The organism is Chloroflexota bacterium (assembly GCA_018648225.1).
Classification (GTDB): Bacteria; Chloroflexota; Anaerolineae; order Anaerolineales; family UBA11858; genus NIOZ-UU35.
On record JABGRQ010000069.1, the window covers coordinates 19,874 to 38,366 of the forward strand.

Sequence of the window (18,493 nt, forward strand, 5' to 3'; positions counted from 1 at the left end):
GGCTTTTTATTATGTTTAGCCTGAAACCTATTCCACTGTCAACTCAAACTCAAACGGTACCGGTTGGGTCAGACCTATATATGCTGCGAACGTGACCAGGGCTTTGATTTTGATCACCTGCCCTTTTTCGAGCGGCATCTGAACCCTATAGAGCGTTTCTTGCTCCATGGAGATCGTGCTGCTGCCCTCCCCACCGCCACCGCCGCCAGCATACGGTTCGAAGACCAGGTCTTCGCCAGTCTCGATATTAGTGAAGGTTGCCTCGCTGAAGAGCGGCGGCGAATCGCCGAACATGTCGATAGCGCTCATGGCTTCAGCGGGCATTTCCGCGAGAATTGAGAAAGTAAATTCGGTTGTGCTGAGCGAAGCCGATGTTTCAAACGTCATGCCATTAACAGTAATTTTTGTAGGCGTTAGATATTCAAGGTCAGATTCGGGTTGATCGGCATCCTTGCCAACCGGCGAACAGCCAGCCCAGAGAAAAGCGGCGGCCAGGATGAAAATAATTGGTATGATCTTTTGAGGGTTGAATGTGTGGAAAGTGAACTTGTTAGCCATTGGGGAATACTCCTGAATGAAGAAGAATTTTCTGAGAATGGTGGTTAGGTGTCGTTGTGAAAGTTGCATAGAATATTTTTTTCTAACTTTATCGTAGCATAAAATTTTCAAAAAACATATTTTGGAATCATGTAGTGGCTCTTGTGTAAAAAGTGTGCAAATCAAACAATGTCATGCTGAGGCGCAGCCGAAGCATCCAGCGAAGCGCCTGCGCTGTGCTAGACCCTTCGCTATCGCTCAGGGTGACAAACAATATTTCTGCACACTTTCGCCCGATGAGCCTATGTGGTTTGTAGCCTTTTTTGCCGAGTTGTCCCCCGAACCAGAGCGCGGCAATGATGCCGAAAGCACCACCGCCGTACCAGATTGCATGGGGGTTGACCCAATCATTGAGTATGCCTCCCACCACCGGGCCGATTCCGGATGCCACCCCCCAGGTGAGCGCGAAAACACTCAAATAACGTCCACGCATATCGGTAGGAGCCAAATCCGCCGTGAAGGTGGTGCGGTGGAGACCAGTGTTAATTCGCCCATTGCCAATAGAACTATGCTGCCCCAAAAATTCACTTATAGTTGTACCATCGCCTGAAATACTCAGGTATAATTGTCGCTTGGCTCTTGAGGTGCGACGCACTTCCGCAACTGCGCTGGTGCAGCGCCACAATTTACCCAGTAATCTGAGCATCGGCTACGATTATCTCTAAAGTGCATTGCACCTTTGTAAGTGCAATTGCCCTACCTGTGAATTTACATCAAAAGAGAATTTTTTATGACCCATATTTTAGTAACCAATGACGATGGCGTAACCGCTCCCGGCTTGCTGGCGTTGGCGCGTGAAATGCAGCAATTAGGGGATGTCACCATTTTAGCCCCCGACCGGAATTGGTCGGCGGCGGGGCATGTAAAAACCATGCACCGTCCCCTCCGGGTGAAAAGTGTTCAACTCGCCGATGACCTTCAGGCGCTCTCCAGCGATGGCGCGCCTTCAGATTGTGTAGCTCTGGCGATGATGGGTGTGGTGGAACGTAATATTGATCTGGTGGTATCGGGCATTAATCCCAATGCAAATTTTGGTACGGATATAACCTACTCGGGCACGGTGACCGCGGCGATGGAGGCAGTTATTCAGGGTGGGGCTGGGGTTGCGGTTTCGCTGGATTCCCCTGAGAATCACAATGGTCCGCTCGATTTTGGCCCTGCGGCGCGCTACGCCCGGCGGATTATCGCGGCCTTGCTCGAGGAGGGGATTCCTGAAAGAACCGTGATCAATATCAATGTGCCCTATCTTACTTCGGAAGCCATCAAAGGTGTGCAGATTACCCGCTATGGCGCGCGCGTCTATAACGATGCGTTAGTGCGCCGTGAGGATCCGCGCGGCAGACCCTATTACTGGGTTGGCGGCGACGTCCCCACAGGGATTCCTGATGAGGGCACGGATTATGGCGCGTTGAAAATGGGGTATGTCTCTGTCACGCCGCTCCAACTCGATATGACGAATTACTCTGCGATGCAGATACTTGAAAAATTAAATCTAAATGGCAGCTAGAATGGCAATCTACCCTTGACAGATTTCGCAGAATCCATAGAATACTGTCCCGGTATGAAAAATAGAAATTGTCCGCCAAAATATCATCAATGCCCCGGAGCTTTCGCTCCTGTGGGCGTTTTGTTGATTGGATCAAAACCGAGTAGAGCCTTTATGGCTCTATTTTTTTATGTCACAGGATTATCGTAGGCTATGAACATAAAACTCCCCGGATTAATAGACGTACACGTCCATTTGCGCGAACCCGGCGCGACTCACAAAGAAGATTTTGCCAGTGGCACCGCCGCGGCTCTGGCAGGGGGTGTGACCACGGTATTGGCGATGCCCAACACGCAGCCACCCCTGGTGGATGCTACTGCTTTTCAACTGGCACTCGACGCCGCGGCACAGAAAGCGCGCTGTGACTATGGTATTTATCTTGGGGCAAACCTCACCAACGCCGCCGAATTGCCCGTGCTGGCTGAAAAATCGGCTGGGCTGAAATTTTATCTCGATGCCACGTTTGGGCCGCTCCTACTCGATGACCTCAACGCCTGGAGAGCGCATTTTGAACACTGGCCGCGCTCTATGCCCATTGTTGCCCACGCCGAAATGCAGACCTTGGCAGCATTGCTCTTTATCGCGGGGTTGTACGCGCGCCCTGTGCATATTGCCCATGTTTCGCGCAAAGAAGAAATACTGCTTATCCGCGCCGCCAAGGAAAAAGGCCAACCGGTGACGTGCGAAGTCGCCCCGCATCATCTTTTTCTTTCTACCGAGAATTTCCCCTCGCCCAATGGGAGAGGGGGCGGGGGTGAGGGTGAAGGCCGCATGTCCGTCCGCCCGCGCTTGGCAACCCCCGTAGATCAGCAAGCCCTATGGGACAACCTCGATGTGATTGACTGTTTCGCAACTGACCACGCCCCGCATACATTAGCCGAAAAAGACAGCGAAAACCCGCCCCCCGGATTCCCCGGCTTGGAGACAGCCTTGCCCTTGCTGCTGACCGCCGTCCATGCCGGGCGGATGAGCCTCGACGATATTATTACACGTATGCACACCAACCCGCGCCGCATTTTCAACCTACCTGAGCAACCCGAAACCTGGGTCGAGATTGACCCCGATGCTGAATACGCAATCCGAGCCGCCAACACGCACACGCGCTGCGCATGGACGCCCTACGAAGGCTGGCAAGTCCGCGGCCGCGTCGAACGGGTGGTGCTGCGCGGACAAGTGGCCTATGAAAATAGTCAAATTTTGGCAAAACCCGGTTATGGTAAAAATGTTCGCAAGTTACAGGTTGAAGGTTGAAAATTTAAATGCTTCAAGAACTTTCAACTTTAAACTTGCAACCTGCACCCGAAAAATAGGAGTAAATGGATATGATGCCCCCACCCAGCCCGCACCTGCCCTTCGGCGATCAGCGCACTGCCCCCTGGTATGGTAAAGATATTCTTTCTGTGAAACAATTCAGCCGCGCCGATCTGGATTATATTTTTGAAGTTGCCCACGAAATGCGTATGATGGTCGAGCGTGTCGGCACTTTCGATTTGCTCAAAGGTAAAATTCTGACGAATTTATTCTACGAACCCTCCACACGTACCTCATCGTCTTTCACCGCCGCTATGGAGCGTCTTGGTGGCAGCGTCATTCCGATTAACGAAGTAAAATACTCATCTGTCTCCAAAGGCGAATCCCTGCCCGATACCGTGCGCTCCCTCGAGTGTTATGCCGATGTCATCGTGCTGCGTCATCCTGAGGTCGGCGCGTCGGCGCTGGCGGCAGAATATGCCCGTAAACCGGTCATCAACGCCGGGGATGGAGTCGGCGAGCATCCTACGCAGGCGCTTCTCGATCTTTTTACCATTCTCGAAGAGCTCGGTTACGCCGATGGCATCACTGTTACCATGCTGGGCGATCTCAAATATGGCCGCACGGTTCACTCGTTGGCGCGCCTGCTCTCGCTTTTCGATGTCCATATTAATTACGTTTCCCCCGAAATTCTGCAAATGCCGCGTGAGATCGTTGCTGAACTCGATGAAAAAGGTGTGCCCCAAACCGAGTACTCTGCCCTTGAAAGTGCCCTACCCCAAACCGATGTTTTGTACGTCACCCGTGTGCAGCGCGAGCGTTTTCAAAATCCCGAAGATTACCAGAAAGTTAGCGGTGCGTATGTCATCACCCCTGAAACCATGCAAGTTGCCAAAGAAAAAATGATCGTGATGCATCCGCTGCCTCGTGTGGGTGAAATTAGCATGGAACTCGACAGCGATCCCCGCGCCGCCTACTTTCGCCAGATGGAATATGGCATGTACGTGCGTATGGCGCTGCTGGCGATGGTATTGGGAAAAGCGTAATGCGTCAGGACGTCAGACGGAGTCACCATGACTTTTTTTGAATTTTTAGAAAACCGCGTAAACGAAGTTGATTCCCTGCTTTGTGTTGGCCTCGATCCGCACAGGAGCGACTTGCCTGAGTGGAGTGGGCGCGCCGCCGTGGAGTTTTGCCTGCGTCTCATCGAGGCGACTGCCGACCTGGCCGTAGCCTACAAGCCCAACGCGGCCTTTTTTGAGAGTCTTGGCTCCGAGGGCGTGATTGCTCTGCAAGAAGTGATCGCCGCCATCCCCGAAGGCATACCCGTGTTGCTCGATGCCAAGCGCGGCGATATCGCCTCCACGGCCCAGGCCTACGCCGATGCCGCCTTCGAGACCCTCGGCGCCGATGCCATTACACTCAGCCCCTACCTGGGCCGCGATTCGGTGGAACCCTTCATCGCCGATCCCGAAAAGGGTGTTTTTCTGCTCTGCAAGACATCCAATCCCGGAGCGTCGGATTTACAAGACCTGATCGTGACCGGAGACCGAAGACTGGATGCCGATGAAACCCCTTTCTTACGTCCTCTGCCCCCCGTCCGCTTATACGAGCACGTTGCCCGCCTTGCCCAATCCTGGAACACTAACGATAATATTGGTCTCGTTGTCGGCGCAACCCAACCCGAATCATTAGCGCGTGTGCGCGCCGCGGCCCCCGATCTGTGGATTCTGGCTCCGGGTGTGGGCGCACAGGGTGGGGATTTGCGCGCCGCGTTGAGCGCCGGTTTGCGCACCGATGGTTTGGGGATGCTGATCCCCGTCTCACGCGGCATCTCCCGCGCCGATGATCCGCGTCAAGCCGCGTTGGAGTTTCGCGACGCTATCAATGCAGAACGAGCAAAGGCACAACCTTCAACCTTCAACCTTCAACCTAATAACTCGTTGGCCGATGGCCTGCTCGAGGCGGGCTGCATCCAGTTTGGCAGGTTCACGCTCAAATCCGGGACTGAATCGCCCATCTATATCGATCTGCGCCGACTGGTTGGTTATCCAAAACTGCTCTCACAGGTTGCATTGGCCTATTTGGATATTTTACAGAATGTGCGCTTTGATCATCTCGCTGCTTTACCCTACGCCGCTATGCCGATTGCCGCGGCCATCAGCTTGCACGGTGACATCCCCATGATTTATCCGCGCAAAGAAACGAAAGCCTATGGCACCAAAGCCCAAATTGAAGGTGTCTACGAGCCGGGTCAACGCGCCGTGGTGATTGACGATCTCATCTCAACGGGCGGTAGCAAGTTCGAAGGAATCGAAAAACTCGAATTTGCCGGACTGGAAGTGGAAGACGTGGTTGTGCTGATTGACCGCCGCCCCAACGGGCAAAACGAACTCGCCGAGCGCGGCTACAACCTGCACGCCGTCTTGACGATTGCCAATTTACTGAATTATTACGCCGAATCCGGAAAAGTTACCGCAGAGAAAATTCGGGCCGCGCGAGAATTCTTTTCGGATGAAAGTTGAAGGTTTAACTTTAAACCTTCAACCTGCCAACTTGTATCCCGTATGTACAGAAATTTCTTCCGCTCTCTACTTTTCCGCCTGGACCCCGAGCGCGCCCACGAACTCACGCTGGATGCGTTGCGTTTGGTTGGCGCGCTGCCTCCATTGCGGGCCGCGCTCCGCCGCGCTTTTGCTTTGCAAAACCAGTCACCGGTGGAAGTCTTTGGGCTGAAATTCCCGAACGCAGTTGGTCTGGCCGCCGGGTATGATAAAGACGGCCTGGCCTGGCGTGGACTTGCATCTTTAGGCTTTGGGCATATCGAAATCGGGACGGTCACGCCGCGGCCCCAGGCGGGGAATCCAAAACCGCGCGTTTTCCGCATCCCGGAGGAGCAAGCTGTCATTAATCGTATGGGCTTCCCTGGGCGCGGCGCGGAGTTTGTGGCGCAACAATTGGCGCCGGTCACCGCTCGTCGCTCGTCGGTCGTCATTGGCATCAATCTCGGCAAAAACAAAGACACTCCTAACGAGGAAGCCGCACAAGATTATCTTTATCTACTGGAAAAATTCTCTCCGCTGGCCGATTATTTGACGGTCAATATCAGTTCGCCCAATACGGTTGGCCTGCGCCGCCTGCAAGCCCGTGCTGCCCTCGAAGATTTATTGAGCCAGTTGAATGCTCAACGTTTAACCTTCAACCTTCAACGTCCAATCTTGGTGAAATTAGCCCCCGATTTAACGGATGAAGAACTGGACGATGCTCTTGACGCGATCACACGCACCGGCATGGAGGGAGTGATCGCCACGAACACGACGACCAACCGCGCGGGAGTCCGCTCGGCGCTGGCGCAGGAAAGTGGTGGACTGAGTGGCGCACCGCTGACGCGCGCCAGCACGACGATTATCCAGAAAATTTATCAACGCACAAACGGGAAATTGCCCATCATAGGCGTGGGGGGCATCATGACTCCCGAAGATGCCAAAGAAAAGCTCGATGCCGGGGCGACGTTGGTTCAAATTTTTACTGGCCTGATCTACCGTGGACCAAAATTTGTTAAAGTAGTTGCGGAATATATATCGAGGAGAGCATGAACAAAATATCGCCAATCATAGATGTTGAAGTCAGCTTGCGTGAAGTCACAGAGGAAACAGTGCGGCAAATTTGCAGCCTTAGCGATACGCTTTCTGCACAGCAACAGCAAATGGTTGCTCCCAATGCCGTATCCATTGCGCAAGCCCATTTTTCGGATAAAGCCTGGTTTCGCGCCATTTACGTGGATGAAACACCGGTTGGTTTTTTGATGTTATATGATGATGTTGAGAAGTCGGAGTATTATTTGTGGCGCTTGATGATTGCCGGGCCGTATCAAAAGATGGGTTATGGACGCAGAGCGATTGAGTTGTTGCTGGAGTATGTGCGCGCACGCCCCGGCGCAACGGAATTGCAAACCAACTATGTTCCCATCGAAGGCGGCCCAGAAATGTTCTATAAGGGGATGGGTTTCGTCTCTACGGGTGAAGTGGATGGCGGCGAAGTTGTCTTGAGTTTGAAGCTATAGGCTTCAAAATAATGCTTGTGTAATTGCCCCGGCCAGCAAGGGAACTGCCAACCCCAGTCCCCAGCGGATGGCAACAAAGCGCCAGCCCATGAAGGGGAGTTCAAACGTAATTGTGAGCAACGCCTGGGTTGCCCAACTGGTGACCAGCGTAACCACCGCGCCCAGCCCGGCTCCGGCGTTATGGAGGACGGCAATCAGCGGAAAGACGACATAGGGTCCGCCGGGCAATAGCATCCCGATAATTTCGGCCAGGAACAATCCTTGCCATCCCGAATCCGCCCCGATCCATTTTTGTACAAGTTCTGTGGGCGAGAGAATGTTGACATAGCCAACGATGATGAAGGCAATGATAAGCAGCGCTGCATTGCGGCGCGTGGTACTCCAGGCCAGTTGCAGCCCTTTGTTCAGGCTGTTATCGCGGCGGCGCCAGGCATAAACAAGCAGCGGAAGGGCAATAATCCACAGGGTTATGGTTGCAGTGGTCATAATGATTTTTCAGAGACTTCGGGTGTATCTATAACATCTGAAGTTTTTTTCATGGCAATTCGGATTTGGTGGATGGTTTTCCCAAACAGCGCTTCGGCCACGAAGCCCAACAGCGGCGGGATAACCAGCGTGACCAGAAACCGAATGATTGTGATACGCGGCCCGAGCAGGGCAATTTCTACTGGGATGCGCGAGATAGACCATAAACTCTTTGCTGTGACAAAAGCCACCAAAACCCCCAGCCCGGCCCCAGAGTGCAGTAAAGCTCCGGCGATGGGGTAATAGACATACGGCCCGCCCGGAATCAATGCCCCGCCGATGCAGGCCAGCGCAATGCCGCGCCATCCCGATTCGGCCCCCAGCCAACGCTCGACGGTTTCTTTTTTCACCAGGGCCTGGATCAGTCCCGCGGTCAGAAATGCGGCGATGAGCAGAGGCAACTCGTGCAGCAGTAAGGTACTGCCACTCTTTATGCCCGCAAAAGCCAGCTCGCTGCCGCCCTTGCGCCAGGCCAAAAATGCCAGCGCCAGAGCGATGAACAGAAGAAATATTGGCGTAAAATCAAGTTTGAGTTTTTTCATTCGCTTGTCTGCTATGGCGTCCAATGATGGAAACGCCAGTTGCCGCTGCCATCATCTGTGATCGTGGATGAAGCGCCCACCACCTGATACCAGGTGTTCCCCGGCTGGAGTGGGAAGCGCGAGCCATCGGGGTAGGTTACGGCAATCAGATCGCTCTCGACGGCACGCGCCCAACTGATTTCGTAGACTTGCCCATCGCGAAAGAGATACGCTTTACCATAGCCAAATAATTCAATTTCCCACACTTCTGGCTCGCGCGAGTAATAGGTGTGTTCGGTCAGCAGGATGACGATATTATCAGCCATGATCGGCTGTTCAGTCAAACGGTCGGTGAGCAACTCAAATTCTTCAGCGTTGCCTGCCGGGTCGTCGTATTTATCTTCGTAGCGCAGATAGCGCCCAATTTCCGGATCATATTCCCAACGATTGTAGAACGATTGGCTGTAGCGCGTGGTCACGCTTTCGCCGGGCGCGCTGCCCTCGGGGATATTCACATTGAAGTGCAGTCCGTCAAGGTACTGCCGCCCGTTGGCGATTCCCGCCGGGGTGAAGTGTTCACTGAGCAGGGCAGTATCGGCTACGAGGTGATTGTAAACGTTGGGGTCGGTGCGGCAGAGTGGATAATCTGCCGTTGCCGGGCAGGGATAATCGGAGAGAAAAATGAGCCGGTCGCTGAACTCGCTTACCCACAATTTATTGAGTATGCGTATATCGGCACTGCCGAAGGCAAAAATCGCTTTGTACATGCGCACTAGGTCTTCATCGGCATAGCGCGCCGAGCGGATGGGGCCGACGATTTCAGCATCGTTGCCATAGTAGATGGCGTTGAAACGTGTGCGCCCGACTTCGTGAAAATACTCAAAAACATGATCGGCTAGCGAAAGCCCCCATTGCGGGCGGACGCTGCGCGGCCCGTTGGATATTTTGATCGCCAATGGACGGCGGTTGAGTAGAGCAGAGTCGGCGACGGGCAGGCCGGTCAGCGGGTTGATATTTTCGGGGAAGTTGATTGGCCCATAGCCCTGGGTGGGGTAATCAGCGGGAGTGCCGGGAGTGGGCGTGGCGGGGGCAGTAGATTGCCCGGGGGCGGTATTTCCCTCGAGGGGTGAACCCACCCGACTTAAGTTCGCTGCGCCGCTTGGGGTGTACGCAACCAACGCAACCGTCAGTATCAGCATAAAGGCCAAAAAATATCTCACTCTTCTTCCTCCGGCTCTGGGTCTGGCGGACGGGCGAAGTCGAAATACCAGGTTGCTGAATCATACTGCCCGACTTCTGAAGTGGTGTTGATAACCTGGAAAAAGGTTGTGCCCGGTTTGAGCGGGAAAGGCCTGCCGTTGGTATCCAGAATAGCGAGGGGCTGGTTTTCAGCGAAACGCTGCCAGCGCGCTTCAAAGGCCTGATTATCGCGGAAAACATAGGCCGTGCCGGTGCCGGTGAGGTCCATTGTGAAAACTTCGGTATCGGATGATTTATGGAAAAATTCGTGTGGCACCATCAGGATGATGACATTGGAGGCGGTAAGGGGCTGGCCGGTGAGCGAATCCATGTGCATTTCGTATTGTGCGCTGTTACCATCCACGTTATCGGTGTTGCCCTGGTAACGCACATACAGCCCGGAGCCATCGTGATAGCGCCAGTAGGCGTAATTGGCATACGAATAAGTGATATGCACTTCCGCACCGATGGGAGCTTCCAGATTGTTGAGCGATGAGAAGAAATTGCCCGATAGATCGCGGCGGTCATCGGCGACGCCGCGGGTTTGGACAAAATCGTGGACAGCGCTGGTATTGCCGAACAGGTTATTATAACTGTTGATACTCTCATCGCGGCACAGTGGCGGACAACGCTGGTCGAGGGCGAAATAGCGTTGATCGAGTTCGATCTCCTCAAAATAATCTAAAGTGCGATCATCGGCGTAGTTGAAGACGAAAATGCCATTGTACATGCGCATAATATGCGCGTCGAAAACGCGCCCGGAACGGATCGGCCCAAACCGCTCGGCATCGTTACCGTAGAAAACGGCCATAAAGCGCGTCAACCCCCACTCGAGATAGTATTCGTAAATATGGTCGGCCAGCGAGATGCCCGCTTGTGGGCGTACACTATGCGGATAATTGGGGATTTTAGCTACAATTGGGCGGCGGTCGAGCAGGGCTGGGTTCGGTACGGGTAGGCCCGTTAGCGGGTTAATATAATCGGGGAAATCATCGGGGCCAACGCGCATAATGCCTGCATCGGGCACCGCCGACGATGACTCTGGTATTGCTGTTGGCGTAGCAGCTTGTGCGGTATCGCTGGGTGACGCCTCTATTACACTTGTGGTGGCGGTTGTTGAGGTAGCCGGTGCCATGTCGGGTATGCTGGCCGGTTCGGCTGTATTTTCGGCAGTCGCGATCGATTCAATCTCTGGGGTTTCATCCGTAAAAAACGGTAATGAGCCACAGGCTAGCATGAGCAAGCTGACCAGGAGAGCGAGTAAAAATAACGGTTTGGGTTTCATAAGGGGTGTGTGGTTTCCGAATAAGAAAGCCGATTTGTTATGAAGTGCTTATCATACCGCACTTGGAGAGCCTTGCCAATTCGCGGAATACCAGATAAAGGGTTGAATAGGTAGATGCCTCAGGCTTTTTATCCGGTATAATTCGGCGTATGATTGGTATCCGAAAAATTCTAGAATCACAATTATTACGCTCGATCTCCTGGCAAAAAATCACATATCTGGTTTTAGGGATTATCATCCTGGCGTGGTTGTTCAACACCCCGGCTGGACTGCTCGGCAAAGCCGATGCGGTTGGTTATGCGGTTTGCCATCGCATTGATGCGCGCTCTTTCCACATTGGGATACGTCAGTTTTCATTCTGTGCGCGCTGCACCGGGCAATATCTGGGCGTGGTTTTGGGCATGGTCTATCAGCTTGTGCTTGGCCGCCGCCGGAGTGGACGACCCTCTTGGGGGCAAATAGTTGTTTTGGGCGTGTTGGTGCTGGCTTATGGCCTGGATGGATTTCACTCGTACCTGCATCTCCTACCCGGCAATCTGATCCATTTTTATGAGCCAAGTAATACCTTGCGAGTGTTGACTGGAACCGGTCTGGGAATTGGCCTCAGCGTGATGGTTTTGCCGGCTTTTCATCAGACGATGTGGAAGGTGCAAGATCGTCGCCCAGCTCTGGGTGGGTGGCTGCAATTTGGCGGATTACTGCTCCTGGGTTTATTGTTGGATATCCTGGTGCTGAGCGAAAATCCGCTGATTTTGTATCCCCTGGCATTGCTCAGCGCAGCGGGGGTGCTGATTGTGCTCACCCTGGTATACACAATGGTTTTTGTAATGCTCTTCCGCCTGGAGAATCGTTTTGAACGCTTCGCTGATTTAACCTTCCCCCTGGCATCTGGTTTTATCATCGCCCTGTTACAAATTGCTGCCATCGACTTTTTACGTTACTGGTGGACGGGTACTTGGGAAGGCTTCCATTTTGGCTGAAGAAGTGATATTCTTGTCAATAAATACCCCAATTGAGTAGAGACGAATTATGGATATTTTTACCGCATTTGGATTATCAGCCAGCGCTGGATTGAACGCCTACATCCCCTTGTTAGTGGTCGCATTTGTGGCTCGTTTTACCGATGTGATCGAATTGAGCGAACCCTGGAATACCATGGAGAACTGGTGGGTGATTGGCGTATTGATTGCCCTCTCGTTGGTTGAGTTCTTCGCCGACAAAATTCCGGCTGTTAATCACGCCAATGATATTATTCAAACTTTTATTCGCCCGGCGGCAGGAGCAATTGTCTTTGCGGCGAGTTCTAATGTCGCCGAGGTTCATCCGGTGTTAGCGATGGCGGCTGGGCTGTTGGTTGCAGGCACGATACACGCCGCTAAATCGGTTGTCGCTCGCCCAATGGTTACGGCCACCACCGGCGGCGCGGGGAATGTTCCGGTAAGTATTTTAGAAGATGTGGTTTCTACGGTATTATCTATTCTAGCAATCCTGATTCCCGTGTTGATCGCCGCCGTGGTGATATTAGTGGTATCGTGGATTGTATGGCGTATGTATCGCAAAGCGTATCAATAAAGAAGGAGAATGAATAATGTCTGATTATTATGGACCGCCTGCCTCTGCACAAAATAGCTCGATGGCTGTGATCAGCCTGATCGCCGGGATTCTTGGCCTGACGCTGTTCCCTGTTTTGGGGAGCATTATCGCTGTGATTACCGGTCCAATGGCGAAGAAAGAAATCGCTGCCAGTGCGGGGACATTGGGTGGCGAGGGCTTGGCTCAGGCCGGAATGATCCTGGGCTGGATTGGGATTGGCCTCTCGGTGTTAGGGGTGTGTATTGGCGGCGTGCTGATCGTTGTGCCGTTTTGTATCGCCTTTAGCGCTGGAGAGTGGAGTTCACTTTTCCCCTTGTTGCATAGTTTGATTTAATGGCTCTTTAGGAATACCGTAAACAATCGCCACGGGGATTCCCAGATGCCTGGATTGATCAATACATTTTTCTAAATTATTTGGAGGTTATGATGGAAGAACAAACGTTTGTAGATGAAACTGGCGCAGAAAAGAATAACAAGCTATGGATTATCCTGGCTGTTGTTGCGGTCGTGCTGTGCTGTTGCTGTGTTGTCGCAGGGGCTGCTGGCATGTATCTATGGAATAATGGTGATGCACTTTTTGGCCTGACATCCAAACTGGTTTTTAACTTGCTTTAGGAACTGCTTTGCTCCAGACCTCCGAGATTTTCTGTAAAAAATCTCGGAGGTCTTTGTTTAACGAAAGCGTGCCTGTAATTCTAATAATGCTCTTTGCGCTTTGTGCTTTTGGACTTGTGTCAGCGGTAGATCGTCAAATTCATCCTCATCCAGCACCAATTGCCGCCCATCGGGGAAAACCAACAAATCCAAAGCCAGATCGCGGTAACTCACATAGCGCCCATCAAATTCTGCCGGGGAAGCCACATTGCAATACCAGCCGCGTAGCTGATCATTTTCATGAGCACGAATTTCAAAAATATTGTACCAATGCTCGAAATAATACGTCTCCAGAAAACGGTCTCCGCGACGCAGCCACATACCGTGAAAGCGCATATCCTCGCGGTCAAAGAAAGCTTCCACCACCAGATGATCTTCGGTACGGGTGATAACCTTGCCGTCGTAGCGCCAGACTTCGGCGCCGGTGTGATTTTGTTTGATGACGGTTATGGGGTGTGTTTCAATCATCTTTAAAAAATTGAAGGCTCTCCTCAGGGTCATAGCTCAGGAGGATGGTTTCCCCAACCTGGGGGAGATTCTTCTGTTGAGATGGGAAATCGGCGCGCAATGTAGTTTCGTGGATCGTCAGTTCGATGTGGCAAACACTGCCCCGGAACGAGCGCCCGGTGACGCGGCCCTTAAGCTGGTGAGGCCCCGAAGCGCTGATTCTAAACCCGTCAGGGCGGATAAGTAAGGTGACATCGCCATTCATTTGCCTCGGAGCTGGGAACTCCCCAAATTCGGTCTGGATCACCCCTCCCCGCGCGCGCGCCGCGTAGAGATTCTCAAATCCCAGAAAGCGCGCCACGAAGGGAGAATCTGGCTGGCGGTAGATCGTCTCCGGTTCGCCAATCTGGGCGATTTGACCCTTTTGCATAATTACCACGCGGTTTGCCAGGGCGAAAGCCTCTTCCTGATCGTGGGTCACATAAAGTGTGGTTTGGCGGGTTTTTCGCAAGATGTATTTAAGTTCGTTGAGCAATTGCTCGCGCAACGTCCGGTCGAGCGACCCCAGAGGCTCATCGAGCATCAGCAGGCGCGGCGCGGGTGCCAGCGAACGTGCCAGAGCCACACGCTGCTGCTCCCCTCCGGAAAGTGTGGCGATATTGCGTTGCGCATAGCCGGTTAATCCTGTAAGTGCCAATAATTCATTCACCCGTGTCTGAATTTCATCCGGCGCGGCCTTTGCCATTTGCAGGCCGAAAGCGATATTTTCAAAGACGTTCTTGTGTGGGAAGAGCGCGTAATCCTGAAACATGAGGCCAAAATTGCGCTGGTGCGCGGGCGTGTTACCAAGCGAATTCCCCTGCCAGCGAACTTCGCCCTGATCGGGCGCTTGCAGCCCGGCGATGATGTCTAACAGCGTGGATTTCCCGCAGCCGCTGGGGCCGAGCAAGGCCACGATCTCGCCCGCGTGGATGTCAAATTTAACCCCGCACAGCGCGCAAGTTTTGTCGAAGGATTTGTGTATGTTTTGAATGCTTATTACAGACATAATGGAATTTAAAACTCACCAATTTCAGCTACGCGTAGCTTTTCAATCGCCAGCATTCCGCCAATACTGGTCAGCATCAGGATGGTGCTTAATGCCAACGCCTGACCGTAGTTTAGCGCGCCGGGGCGCGAAAGCAATCGGTAGATCGTTACCGGCAGGGTAGGATATTCCGGACGTGAGAGCAGGGAGGTTGCGCCGAACTCGCCAATAGAAATTGTGAAAGCGAAGGTAGCCGCCACCAGTGCGGCACGGCCGATCAGCGGCAGATCAACGTGGCGAATGACTTGCACGGGGGTTGCGCCCAGCGTGGCCGCGGCCTGCCGCAGGCGCGGCTGAATACTCTGCAAGGCGGGAACCAGACTGCGCACAACGAAGGGAAAGGCTACCAGGGTATGTGCCAGGGGAATCAACAACGGTGAGGCGCGTAAATCCAGCGGGGGCTGTGCTAACGCAATGATAAACCCTAATCCCAGTGTCACAGAGGAAGTGCCCAGGGGCAGCATTAGCAAAGCATCCAGCAAACGGTTGAGAGGCGCTGTGCGGTCGCGTGAGAGCGCCCAGGCCGCCGGGAAACCCAATCCCAGCGCGAGCAGCACTGTCAGGGTGGCGTAGGCCAATGATAACCCCATCGCGGTAGATGGGGCTGCATAAAAGAGAGAACCTTGACGGTTGAGCCATAATTCACGGTAAAAGGTTAACGTAAAGACGCGCAACCCTTGTCCCTCGAATGAAACCACCGATTGAGTTGCCAAAGCCAATAAAGGCATGATTGTGATCGCCAGCAGCAGGCTGATCCAGAGGTTGGCGAACAGGCGTGTCTCGAAGCCGCGGATACGTTTTTGAATTTGTTGGCTGGCGCGCAAATTTAGCGGCTGACTCAATTGAGTTGCAAGCCGCGAGTAGAGTAGGGTCATCGCCAGGGAAATAAGCAATTGAATAATCGAGAGTACCGCGGCCAGCGGCAGGTTGAATAAGCTGATGGTCTGATAGAAAATCTCGACTTCCAAAGTAGCAAAGGTTGGCCCGCCGAGCACCAGAATCACCCCGAAGGAAGTGAAATTAAAGATGAACACCAGCAAAGCCGCCGCGCTGATTGCTGGGGTAAGTAGGGGCAGGGTGATACGCAAGAAAGCCTGACTTCGATTGGCGCCCAGCACTCGGGCAGCATCGACCAGATGAGAGTCCAGATGCCCCCAGAAATCACCCACCATGCGCAACACAATCGTCAGGTTATAGAAAACATGCGCGCAGAGAATAGCTGTAAAGGTGTGGAGAAATGTGATGGGGGGTGCATCCAGCGCCAGGATGCGCATGAACAGTAGATTGATCAAGCCACGCGGCCCTAATAGCGCGCTGAAGGCTGTCGCGACCACCAATGTTGGCATCACAAAGGGGACACCCGTCAGGGCGCGCAGCAGCGATTTGCCGCGAAACTTGTAACGCGCTAATAAATAGGCTCCGGGCAGCCCGATGAGCAGCGTCAATAAAGTGGACAGACCTGCCTGCCAGAACGTGAAACTAATCACGCCATGCAGTGCGGGTGACGTGACAGCCTCGATAAAAGGCGCGCTATTCTCTGGCGTGCGCGTCAAACTAAAATGCAACATCCTCCCTAGCGGATAAAAATAGAATATCACCAGGAATGTGAGTGGAGCTAACCAGAGCAGGGTTGTATGGCTGTACTTGCGCGGCATAATCATCCGTTAAACTCAGTAGATCACGATTTTGCGTCATTGCGAGCGCAGCGACCTGTGCCCTTTAGGGTCAGCAATCTGCTGCCATATCTGGGGGATTGCTTCGGCAAAAAACGCCTCGCAATGACAGTGAAATTCAGAAAACTGTGATTTACTGAAACTAACATACGCCAGTTACCTCAGTACCAACTTCGTCCAATCTGCAATCCATTGCTCGCGTCGGGCGCTAATATCTTCAGGAGCGAGAAAAGCAGGCGCATCCGGTGTGAAGAGATATTGTTCGAAGGTTGCATCTAGTTTGGTGTTGGCGTTCACCGGGAAAACATACATTTGCATGGGAATATCAGACTGAAATTCCGGAGAGAGCATGAAATCGATCCATTTTTCGGCCAGTTGGCGTTGCACGGTGCCTCGCAGAATACCGACAAATTCAATCTGTCGGAAGCAACTTCCCGCGCCGATCACGGCGGCCGTCGTCGGCGCATTCAGGGGTTCTTCGGCAAATAAATACTCAAAGACCGGGCTGGAGCCATACGAGACCACAATCGGGTATGTGCCGCCCCATTGGCTGAACTCACTATAATAGGCCGATTCCCAGTCATTGACGACTTTTACATCATTATCGACCAACCCCTGCCAGAAATCGAGATAACCATCTTCACCAAAATGTCCGACGGTGGCAAACAGAAACGCCAGTCCTGGTGAAGATGTGGCTGGGTTTTCAACTACGACCAGCCCGCGGTATTCGGGCTTGAGCAAATCTTTGAGCGTTTTCGGTGGGGCCAGACTATTCTGCACAAAGTAGGCAATTTCATAATTCAGGCAAACATCGCCATAATCTACCGGCAAGGCGCGTTGCTCGGAGTCTAGTTCAAATTCATCGGGGATGTCGGCCAGCAAGGGCGAAGCATACGATTCAAAAATACCCTCCTCCAATGCCCGGCTCAAGAAAGTGTTATCCACGCCGTAGAAGACATCTGCCAAAGGCTTATCGCCAGCCAATATGGCTTTGTTGACGGCTGTGCCGGTATCGCCCGCGCCGATAAACTGAACATCAACATTGTGTTCGGTTTCAAACGCTAGCACCAACGCCTCAGATATGGCAAATGAATCGTGGGTCATCACCGTCAGCGTTTGTGGCCCTTTTTCGGTGGCGCAGGCCGACAGCAAGGCTGCGAGGATAAGTAGCAAAAAGAAGTTGTGTTTCATCAGTTTCTCCAAACATAGTTAATGCTGAGGCGCAACGGAGCCGTCCTGCCGAATATGTACCACCAGCAACAACCCCCTGCGCAATGTTATTGTTGCCCGTGTATCATATAAAACATTGCTTACCCCCCGCGCCGCGCCAAATATCAGCGTATCACCTTCTAGGGCGTATTCCAGCCCATGTGTGCTAACGCCAACCGCATCGCCGCGCAATGGAATCAGCGAAAGCGTATCGCCAGGCGCGCCATCAATTTGCATGTGCTGACCGCTTTGCAATACGCGTAATTCTTGCGTGCCATCTATCAGGCGAGTGTTGAATTCACTCAGCGCCGGATGCGCCAGTAATAATAGATTGGCGAAGGTCATATCCCAACGGGCACCCAGTGCGGCGTAGATTACGATTTCCTCGGGCTGGAACCCCCTGGCTTTGTGCAGGGCCAGCTCAAGGTCGGTTTCATCTTTGCGGGTGGGGTAGGTGATCAGTTTTGCCCCGGCATCTTCGAGCGCAACGCACTCAGGGGCAGTCAGCGAGTCCATGTCGCCAATCACCCACCCTGGGGTGAGTCCGAGTTTCATCAAGTGACGGGCGCCCCCATCGGCGGCAATCAGCACATCTCCAGGCAGAATATCCTGGGGTAATAAAAAATCTCCATTGGCAAAAATAATCACACGCATAAGAAAACCCTCCGTCAGGAGCGGAGGGTTAATTTCTTGTGGGCTGCCATCCCTCCGCCGGTATGATCCGGATCAGGTAAACGGGTCGAGCGCTTTTGGCGCTCCTCTCAGCCCGGCAGTACCAGGCTCCCCGTGCAGAATATCAATTG

Annotated in this window: 21 protein-coding genes and 1 riboswitch; of the genes, 10 read left to right on the forward strand and 11 right to left on the reverse strand. The window is 53.1% G+C overall.

Annotation, left to right across the window (positions count from 1 at the left end; translation table 11 throughout):
• Positions 1-27: 27 nt before the first annotated feature.
• Entirely contained in the window at positions 28-558 is a 531-nt protein-coding gene (locus HN413_05160; protein ID MBT3389781.1) for a hypothetical protein, read from the reverse strand.
• Positions 559-685: 127 nt separating this feature from the next.
• Positions 686-1,243 carry an MFS transporter gene (locus tag HN413_05165; protein MBT3389782.1) on the reverse strand — a complete coding sequence of 186 codons (558 nt, stop codon included), beginning with the start codon at positions 1,241-1,243 and terminating at the stop codon, positions 686-688.
• Between the two features lie 84 nt (positions 1,244-1,327).
• Here HN413_05165 and surE point away from each other — a divergent pair, with 84 nt between their 5' ends.
• The 6 genes from surE (at position 1,328) to HN413_05195 (ending at position 7,457) form a co-directional block, all read left to right on the forward strand.
• Positions 1,328-2,104: a 5'/3'-nucleotidase SurE gene (gene surE, locus HN413_05170; GenBank protein ID MBT3389783.1), complete on the forward strand. Its 777-nt coding sequence runs from the start codon at positions 1,328-1,330 to the stop codon at positions 2,102-2,104.
• A gap of 192 nt (positions 2,105-2,296) precedes the next feature.
• On the forward strand, positions 2,297-3,394 hold the full coding sequence (locus tag HN413_05175; GenBank protein ID MBT3389784.1) for an amidohydrolase family protein: 1,098 nt from the start codon (positions 2,297-2,299) through the stop codon (positions 3,392-3,394).
• Between the two features lie 74 nt (positions 3,395-3,468).
• Entirely contained in the window at positions 3,469-4,440 is a 972-nt protein-coding gene (gene pyrB, locus HN413_05180; GenBank protein MBT3389785.1) for an aspartate carbamoyltransferase, read from the forward strand.
• Positions 4,441-4,467: 27 nt separating this feature from the next.
• Positions 4,468-5,919, forward strand: a complete 1,452-nt coding sequence (gene pyrF / locus HN413_05185) for an orotidine-5'-phosphate decarboxylase (GenBank protein MBT3389786.1) — start codon at positions 4,468-4,470, stop codon at positions 5,917-5,919.
• 42 nt (positions 5,920-5,961) lie between these two features.
• Entirely contained in the window at positions 5,962-6,990 is a 1,029-nt protein-coding gene (locus HN413_05190; protein MBT3389787.1) for a quinone-dependent dihydroorotate dehydrogenase, read from the forward strand.
• Entirely contained in the window at positions 6,987-7,457 is a 471-nt protein-coding gene (locus tag HN413_05195; GenBank protein ID MBT3389788.1) for a GNAT family N-acetyltransferase, read from the forward strand. The genes HN413_05190 and HN413_05195 overlap by 4 nt, the downstream gene beginning before the upstream one ends.
• Positions 7,458-7,460: 3 nt before the next feature.
• On the opposite strand, the gene HN413_05200 is transcribed toward HN413_05195, so the two are convergent.
• From HN413_05200 to HN413_05215, 4 genes are read right to left on the reverse strand one after another with little or no spacing between them, the layout of a single operon-like run.
• Positions 7,461-7,943, reverse strand: a complete 483-nt coding sequence (locus tag HN413_05200; GenBank protein ID MBT3389789.1) for a hypothetical protein — start codon at positions 7,941-7,943, stop codon at positions 7,461-7,463.
• The gene (locus HN413_05205; GenBank protein MBT3389790.1) at positions 7,940-8,524 is read right to left on the reverse strand and encodes a hypothetical protein; all 585 of its coding nucleotides are present in this window, start codon (positions 8,522-8,524) and stop codon (positions 7,940-7,942) included. Before HN413_05205 ends, HN413_05200 begins: the two co-directional genes overlap by 4 nt.
• An 11-nt stretch (positions 8,525-8,535) precedes the next feature.
• The gene (locus HN413_05210) at positions 8,536-9,723 is read right to left on the reverse strand and encodes a DUF3048 domain-containing protein (GenBank protein MBT3389791.1); all 1,188 of its coding nucleotides are present in this window, start codon (positions 9,721-9,723) and stop codon (positions 8,536-8,538) included.
• Entirely contained in the window at positions 9,720-11,027 is a 1,308-nt protein-coding gene (locus HN413_05215) for a DUF3048 domain-containing protein (GenBank protein ID MBT3389792.1), read from the reverse strand. The genes HN413_05210 and HN413_05215 overlap by 4 nt, the downstream gene beginning before the upstream one ends.
• Positions 11,028-11,176: 149 nt before the next feature.
• Between HN413_05215 and HN413_05220 the strand changes: the two genes are divergently transcribed.
• The 4 genes from HN413_05220 to HN413_05235 all read left to right on the forward strand — a co-directional run bounded on the left by HN413_05220 (position 11,177) and on the right by HN413_05235 (position 13,235).
• Positions 11,177-12,007 carry a DUF2085 domain-containing protein gene (locus HN413_05220; protein ID MBT3389793.1) on the forward strand — a complete coding sequence of 277 codons (831 nt, stop codon included), beginning with the start codon at positions 11,177-11,179 and terminating at the stop codon, positions 12,005-12,007.
• Positions 12,008-12,056: 49 nt separating this feature from the next.
• The gene (locus HN413_05225; GenBank protein ID MBT3389794.1) at positions 12,057-12,599 is read left to right on the forward strand and encodes a DUF4126 domain-containing protein; all 543 of its coding nucleotides are present in this window, start codon (positions 12,057-12,059) and stop codon (positions 12,597-12,599) included.
• A 16-nt stretch (positions 12,600-12,615) separates the two neighbouring features.
• A complete protein-coding gene (locus HN413_05230; GenBank protein MBT3389795.1) occupies positions 12,616-12,954 on the forward strand; it encodes a DUF4190 domain-containing protein in 339 nt (112 codons plus the stop codon).
• An 89-nt stretch (positions 12,955-13,043) separates the two neighbouring features.
• The gene (locus HN413_05235; protein ID MBT3389796.1) at positions 13,044-13,235 is read left to right on the forward strand and encodes a hypothetical protein; all 192 of its coding nucleotides are present in this window, start codon (positions 13,044-13,046) and stop codon (positions 13,233-13,235) included.
• A 57-nt stretch (positions 13,236-13,292) separates the two neighbouring features.
• On the opposite strand, the gene HN413_05240 is transcribed toward HN413_05235, so the two are convergent.
• The 5 genes from HN413_05240 to HN413_05260 form a co-directional block, all read right to left on the reverse strand.
• A complete protein-coding gene (locus HN413_05240) occupies positions 13,293-13,742 on the reverse strand; it encodes a DUF402 domain-containing protein (GenBank protein MBT3389797.1) in 450 nt (149 codons plus the stop codon).
• A complete protein-coding gene (locus tag HN413_05245) occupies positions 13,735-14,769 on the reverse strand; it encodes an ABC transporter ATP-binding protein (protein ID MBT3389798.1) in 1,035 nt (344 codons plus the stop codon). The genes HN413_05240 and HN413_05245 overlap by 8 nt, the downstream gene beginning before the upstream one ends.
• A gap of 8 nt (positions 14,770-14,777) precedes the next feature.
• Complete coding sequence (locus HN413_05250) at positions 14,778-16,469, reverse strand: iron ABC transporter permease (protein ID MBT3389799.1); 1,692 nt, start codon at positions 16,467-16,469, stop codon at positions 14,778-14,780.
• Positions 16,470-16,637: 168 nt separating this feature from the next.
• Positions 16,638-17,672: a thiamine ABC transporter substrate-binding protein gene (locus HN413_05255; GenBank protein ID MBT3389800.1), complete on the reverse strand. Its 1,035-nt coding sequence runs from the start codon at positions 17,670-17,672 to the stop codon at positions 16,638-16,640.
• Positions 17,673-17,690: 18 nt separating this feature from the next.
• Entirely contained in the window at positions 17,691-18,344 is a 654-nt protein-coding gene (locus tag HN413_05260) for a thiamine diphosphokinase (GenBank protein ID MBT3389801.1), read from the reverse strand.
• Positions 18,345-18,375: 31 nt separating this feature from the next.
• Positions 18,376-18,487: riboswitch (TPP riboswitch) on the reverse strand.
• Positions 18,488-18,493 lie beyond the last annotated feature (6 nt).

What these genes read in the sequence shown, in the direction of transcription:
- HN413_05220 (MBT3389793.1), top strand. Translation starts at nt 11,177, where the DNA reads ATGATTGGTATCCGAAAAATTCTAGAATCACAATTATTACGCTCGATC.
- HN413_05235 (MBT3389796.1), top strand. Translation starts at nt 13,044, where the DNA reads ATGATGGAAGAACAAACGTTTGTAGATGAAACTGGCGCAGAAAAGAAT.
- HN413_05240 (MBT3389797.1), bottom strand. Translation starts at nt 13,742, where the DNA reads ATGATTGAAACACACCCCATAACCGTCATCAAACAAAATCACACCGGC.
- HN413_05260 (MBT3389801.1), bottom strand. Translation starts at nt 18,344, where the DNA reads ATGCGTGTGATTATTTTTGCCAATGGAGATTTTTTATTACCCCAGGAT.
- HN413_05160 (MBT3389781.1), bottom strand. Translation starts at nt 558, where the DNA reads ATGGCTAACAAGTTCACTTTCCACACATTCAACCCTCAAAAGATCATA.
- HN413_05190 (MBT3389787.1), top strand. Translation starts at nt 5,962, where the DNA reads ATGTACAGAAATTTCTTCCGCTCTCTACTTTTCCGCCTGGACCCCGAG.
- pyrF (MBT3389786.1), top strand. Translation starts at nt 4,468, where the DNA reads ATGACTTTTTTTGAATTTTTAGAAAACCGCGTAAACGAAGTTGATTCC.
- HN413_05200 (MBT3389789.1), bottom strand. Translation starts at nt 7,943, where the DNA reads ATGACCACTGCAACCATAACCCTGTGGATTATTGCCCTTCCGCTGCTT.
- HN413_05195 (MBT3389788.1), top strand. Translation starts at nt 6,987, where the DNA reads ATGAACAAAATATCGCCAATCATAGATGTTGAAGTCAGCTTGCGTGAA.
- HN413_05255 (MBT3389800.1), bottom strand. Translation starts at nt 17,672, where the DNA reads ATGAAACACAACTTCTTTTTGCTACTTATCCTCGCAGCCTTGCTGTCG.
- HN413_05175 (MBT3389784.1), top strand. Translation starts at nt 2,297, where the DNA reads ATGAACATAAAACTCCCCGGATTAATAGACGTACACGTCCATTTGCGC.
- HN413_05230 (MBT3389795.1), top strand. Translation starts at nt 12,616, where the DNA reads ATGTCTGATTATTATGGACCGCCTGCCTCTGCACAAAATAGCTCGATG.
- HN413_05245 (MBT3389798.1), bottom strand. Translation starts at nt 14,769, where the DNA reads ATGTCTGTAATAAGCATTCAAAACATACACAAATCCTTCGACAAAACT.
- surE (MBT3389783.1), top strand. Translation starts at nt 1,328, where the DNA reads ATGACCCATATTTTAGTAACCAATGACGATGGCGTAACCGCTCCCGGC.
- HN413_05250 (MBT3389799.1), bottom strand. Translation starts at nt 16,469, where the DNA reads ATGATTATGCCGCGCAAGTACAGCCATACAACCCTGCTCTGGTTAGCT.
- pyrB (MBT3389785.1), top strand. Translation starts at nt 3,469, where the DNA reads ATGCCCCCACCCAGCCCGCACCTGCCCTTCGGCGATCAGCGCACTGCC.
- HN413_05215 (MBT3389792.1), bottom strand. Translation starts at nt 11,027, where the DNA reads ATGAAACCCAAACCGTTATTTTTACTCGCTCTCCTGGTCAGCTTGCTC.
- HN413_05205 (MBT3389790.1), bottom strand. Translation starts at nt 8,524, where the DNA reads ATGAAAAAACTCAAACTTGATTTTACGCCAATATTTCTTCTGTTCATC.
- HN413_05225 (MBT3389794.1), top strand. Translation starts at nt 12,057, where the DNA reads ATGGATATTTTTACCGCATTTGGATTATCAGCCAGCGCTGGATTGAAC.
- HN413_05165 (MBT3389782.1), bottom strand. Translation starts at nt 1,243, where the DNA reads ATGCTCAGATTACTGGGTAAATTGTGGCGCTGCACCAGCGCAGTTGCG.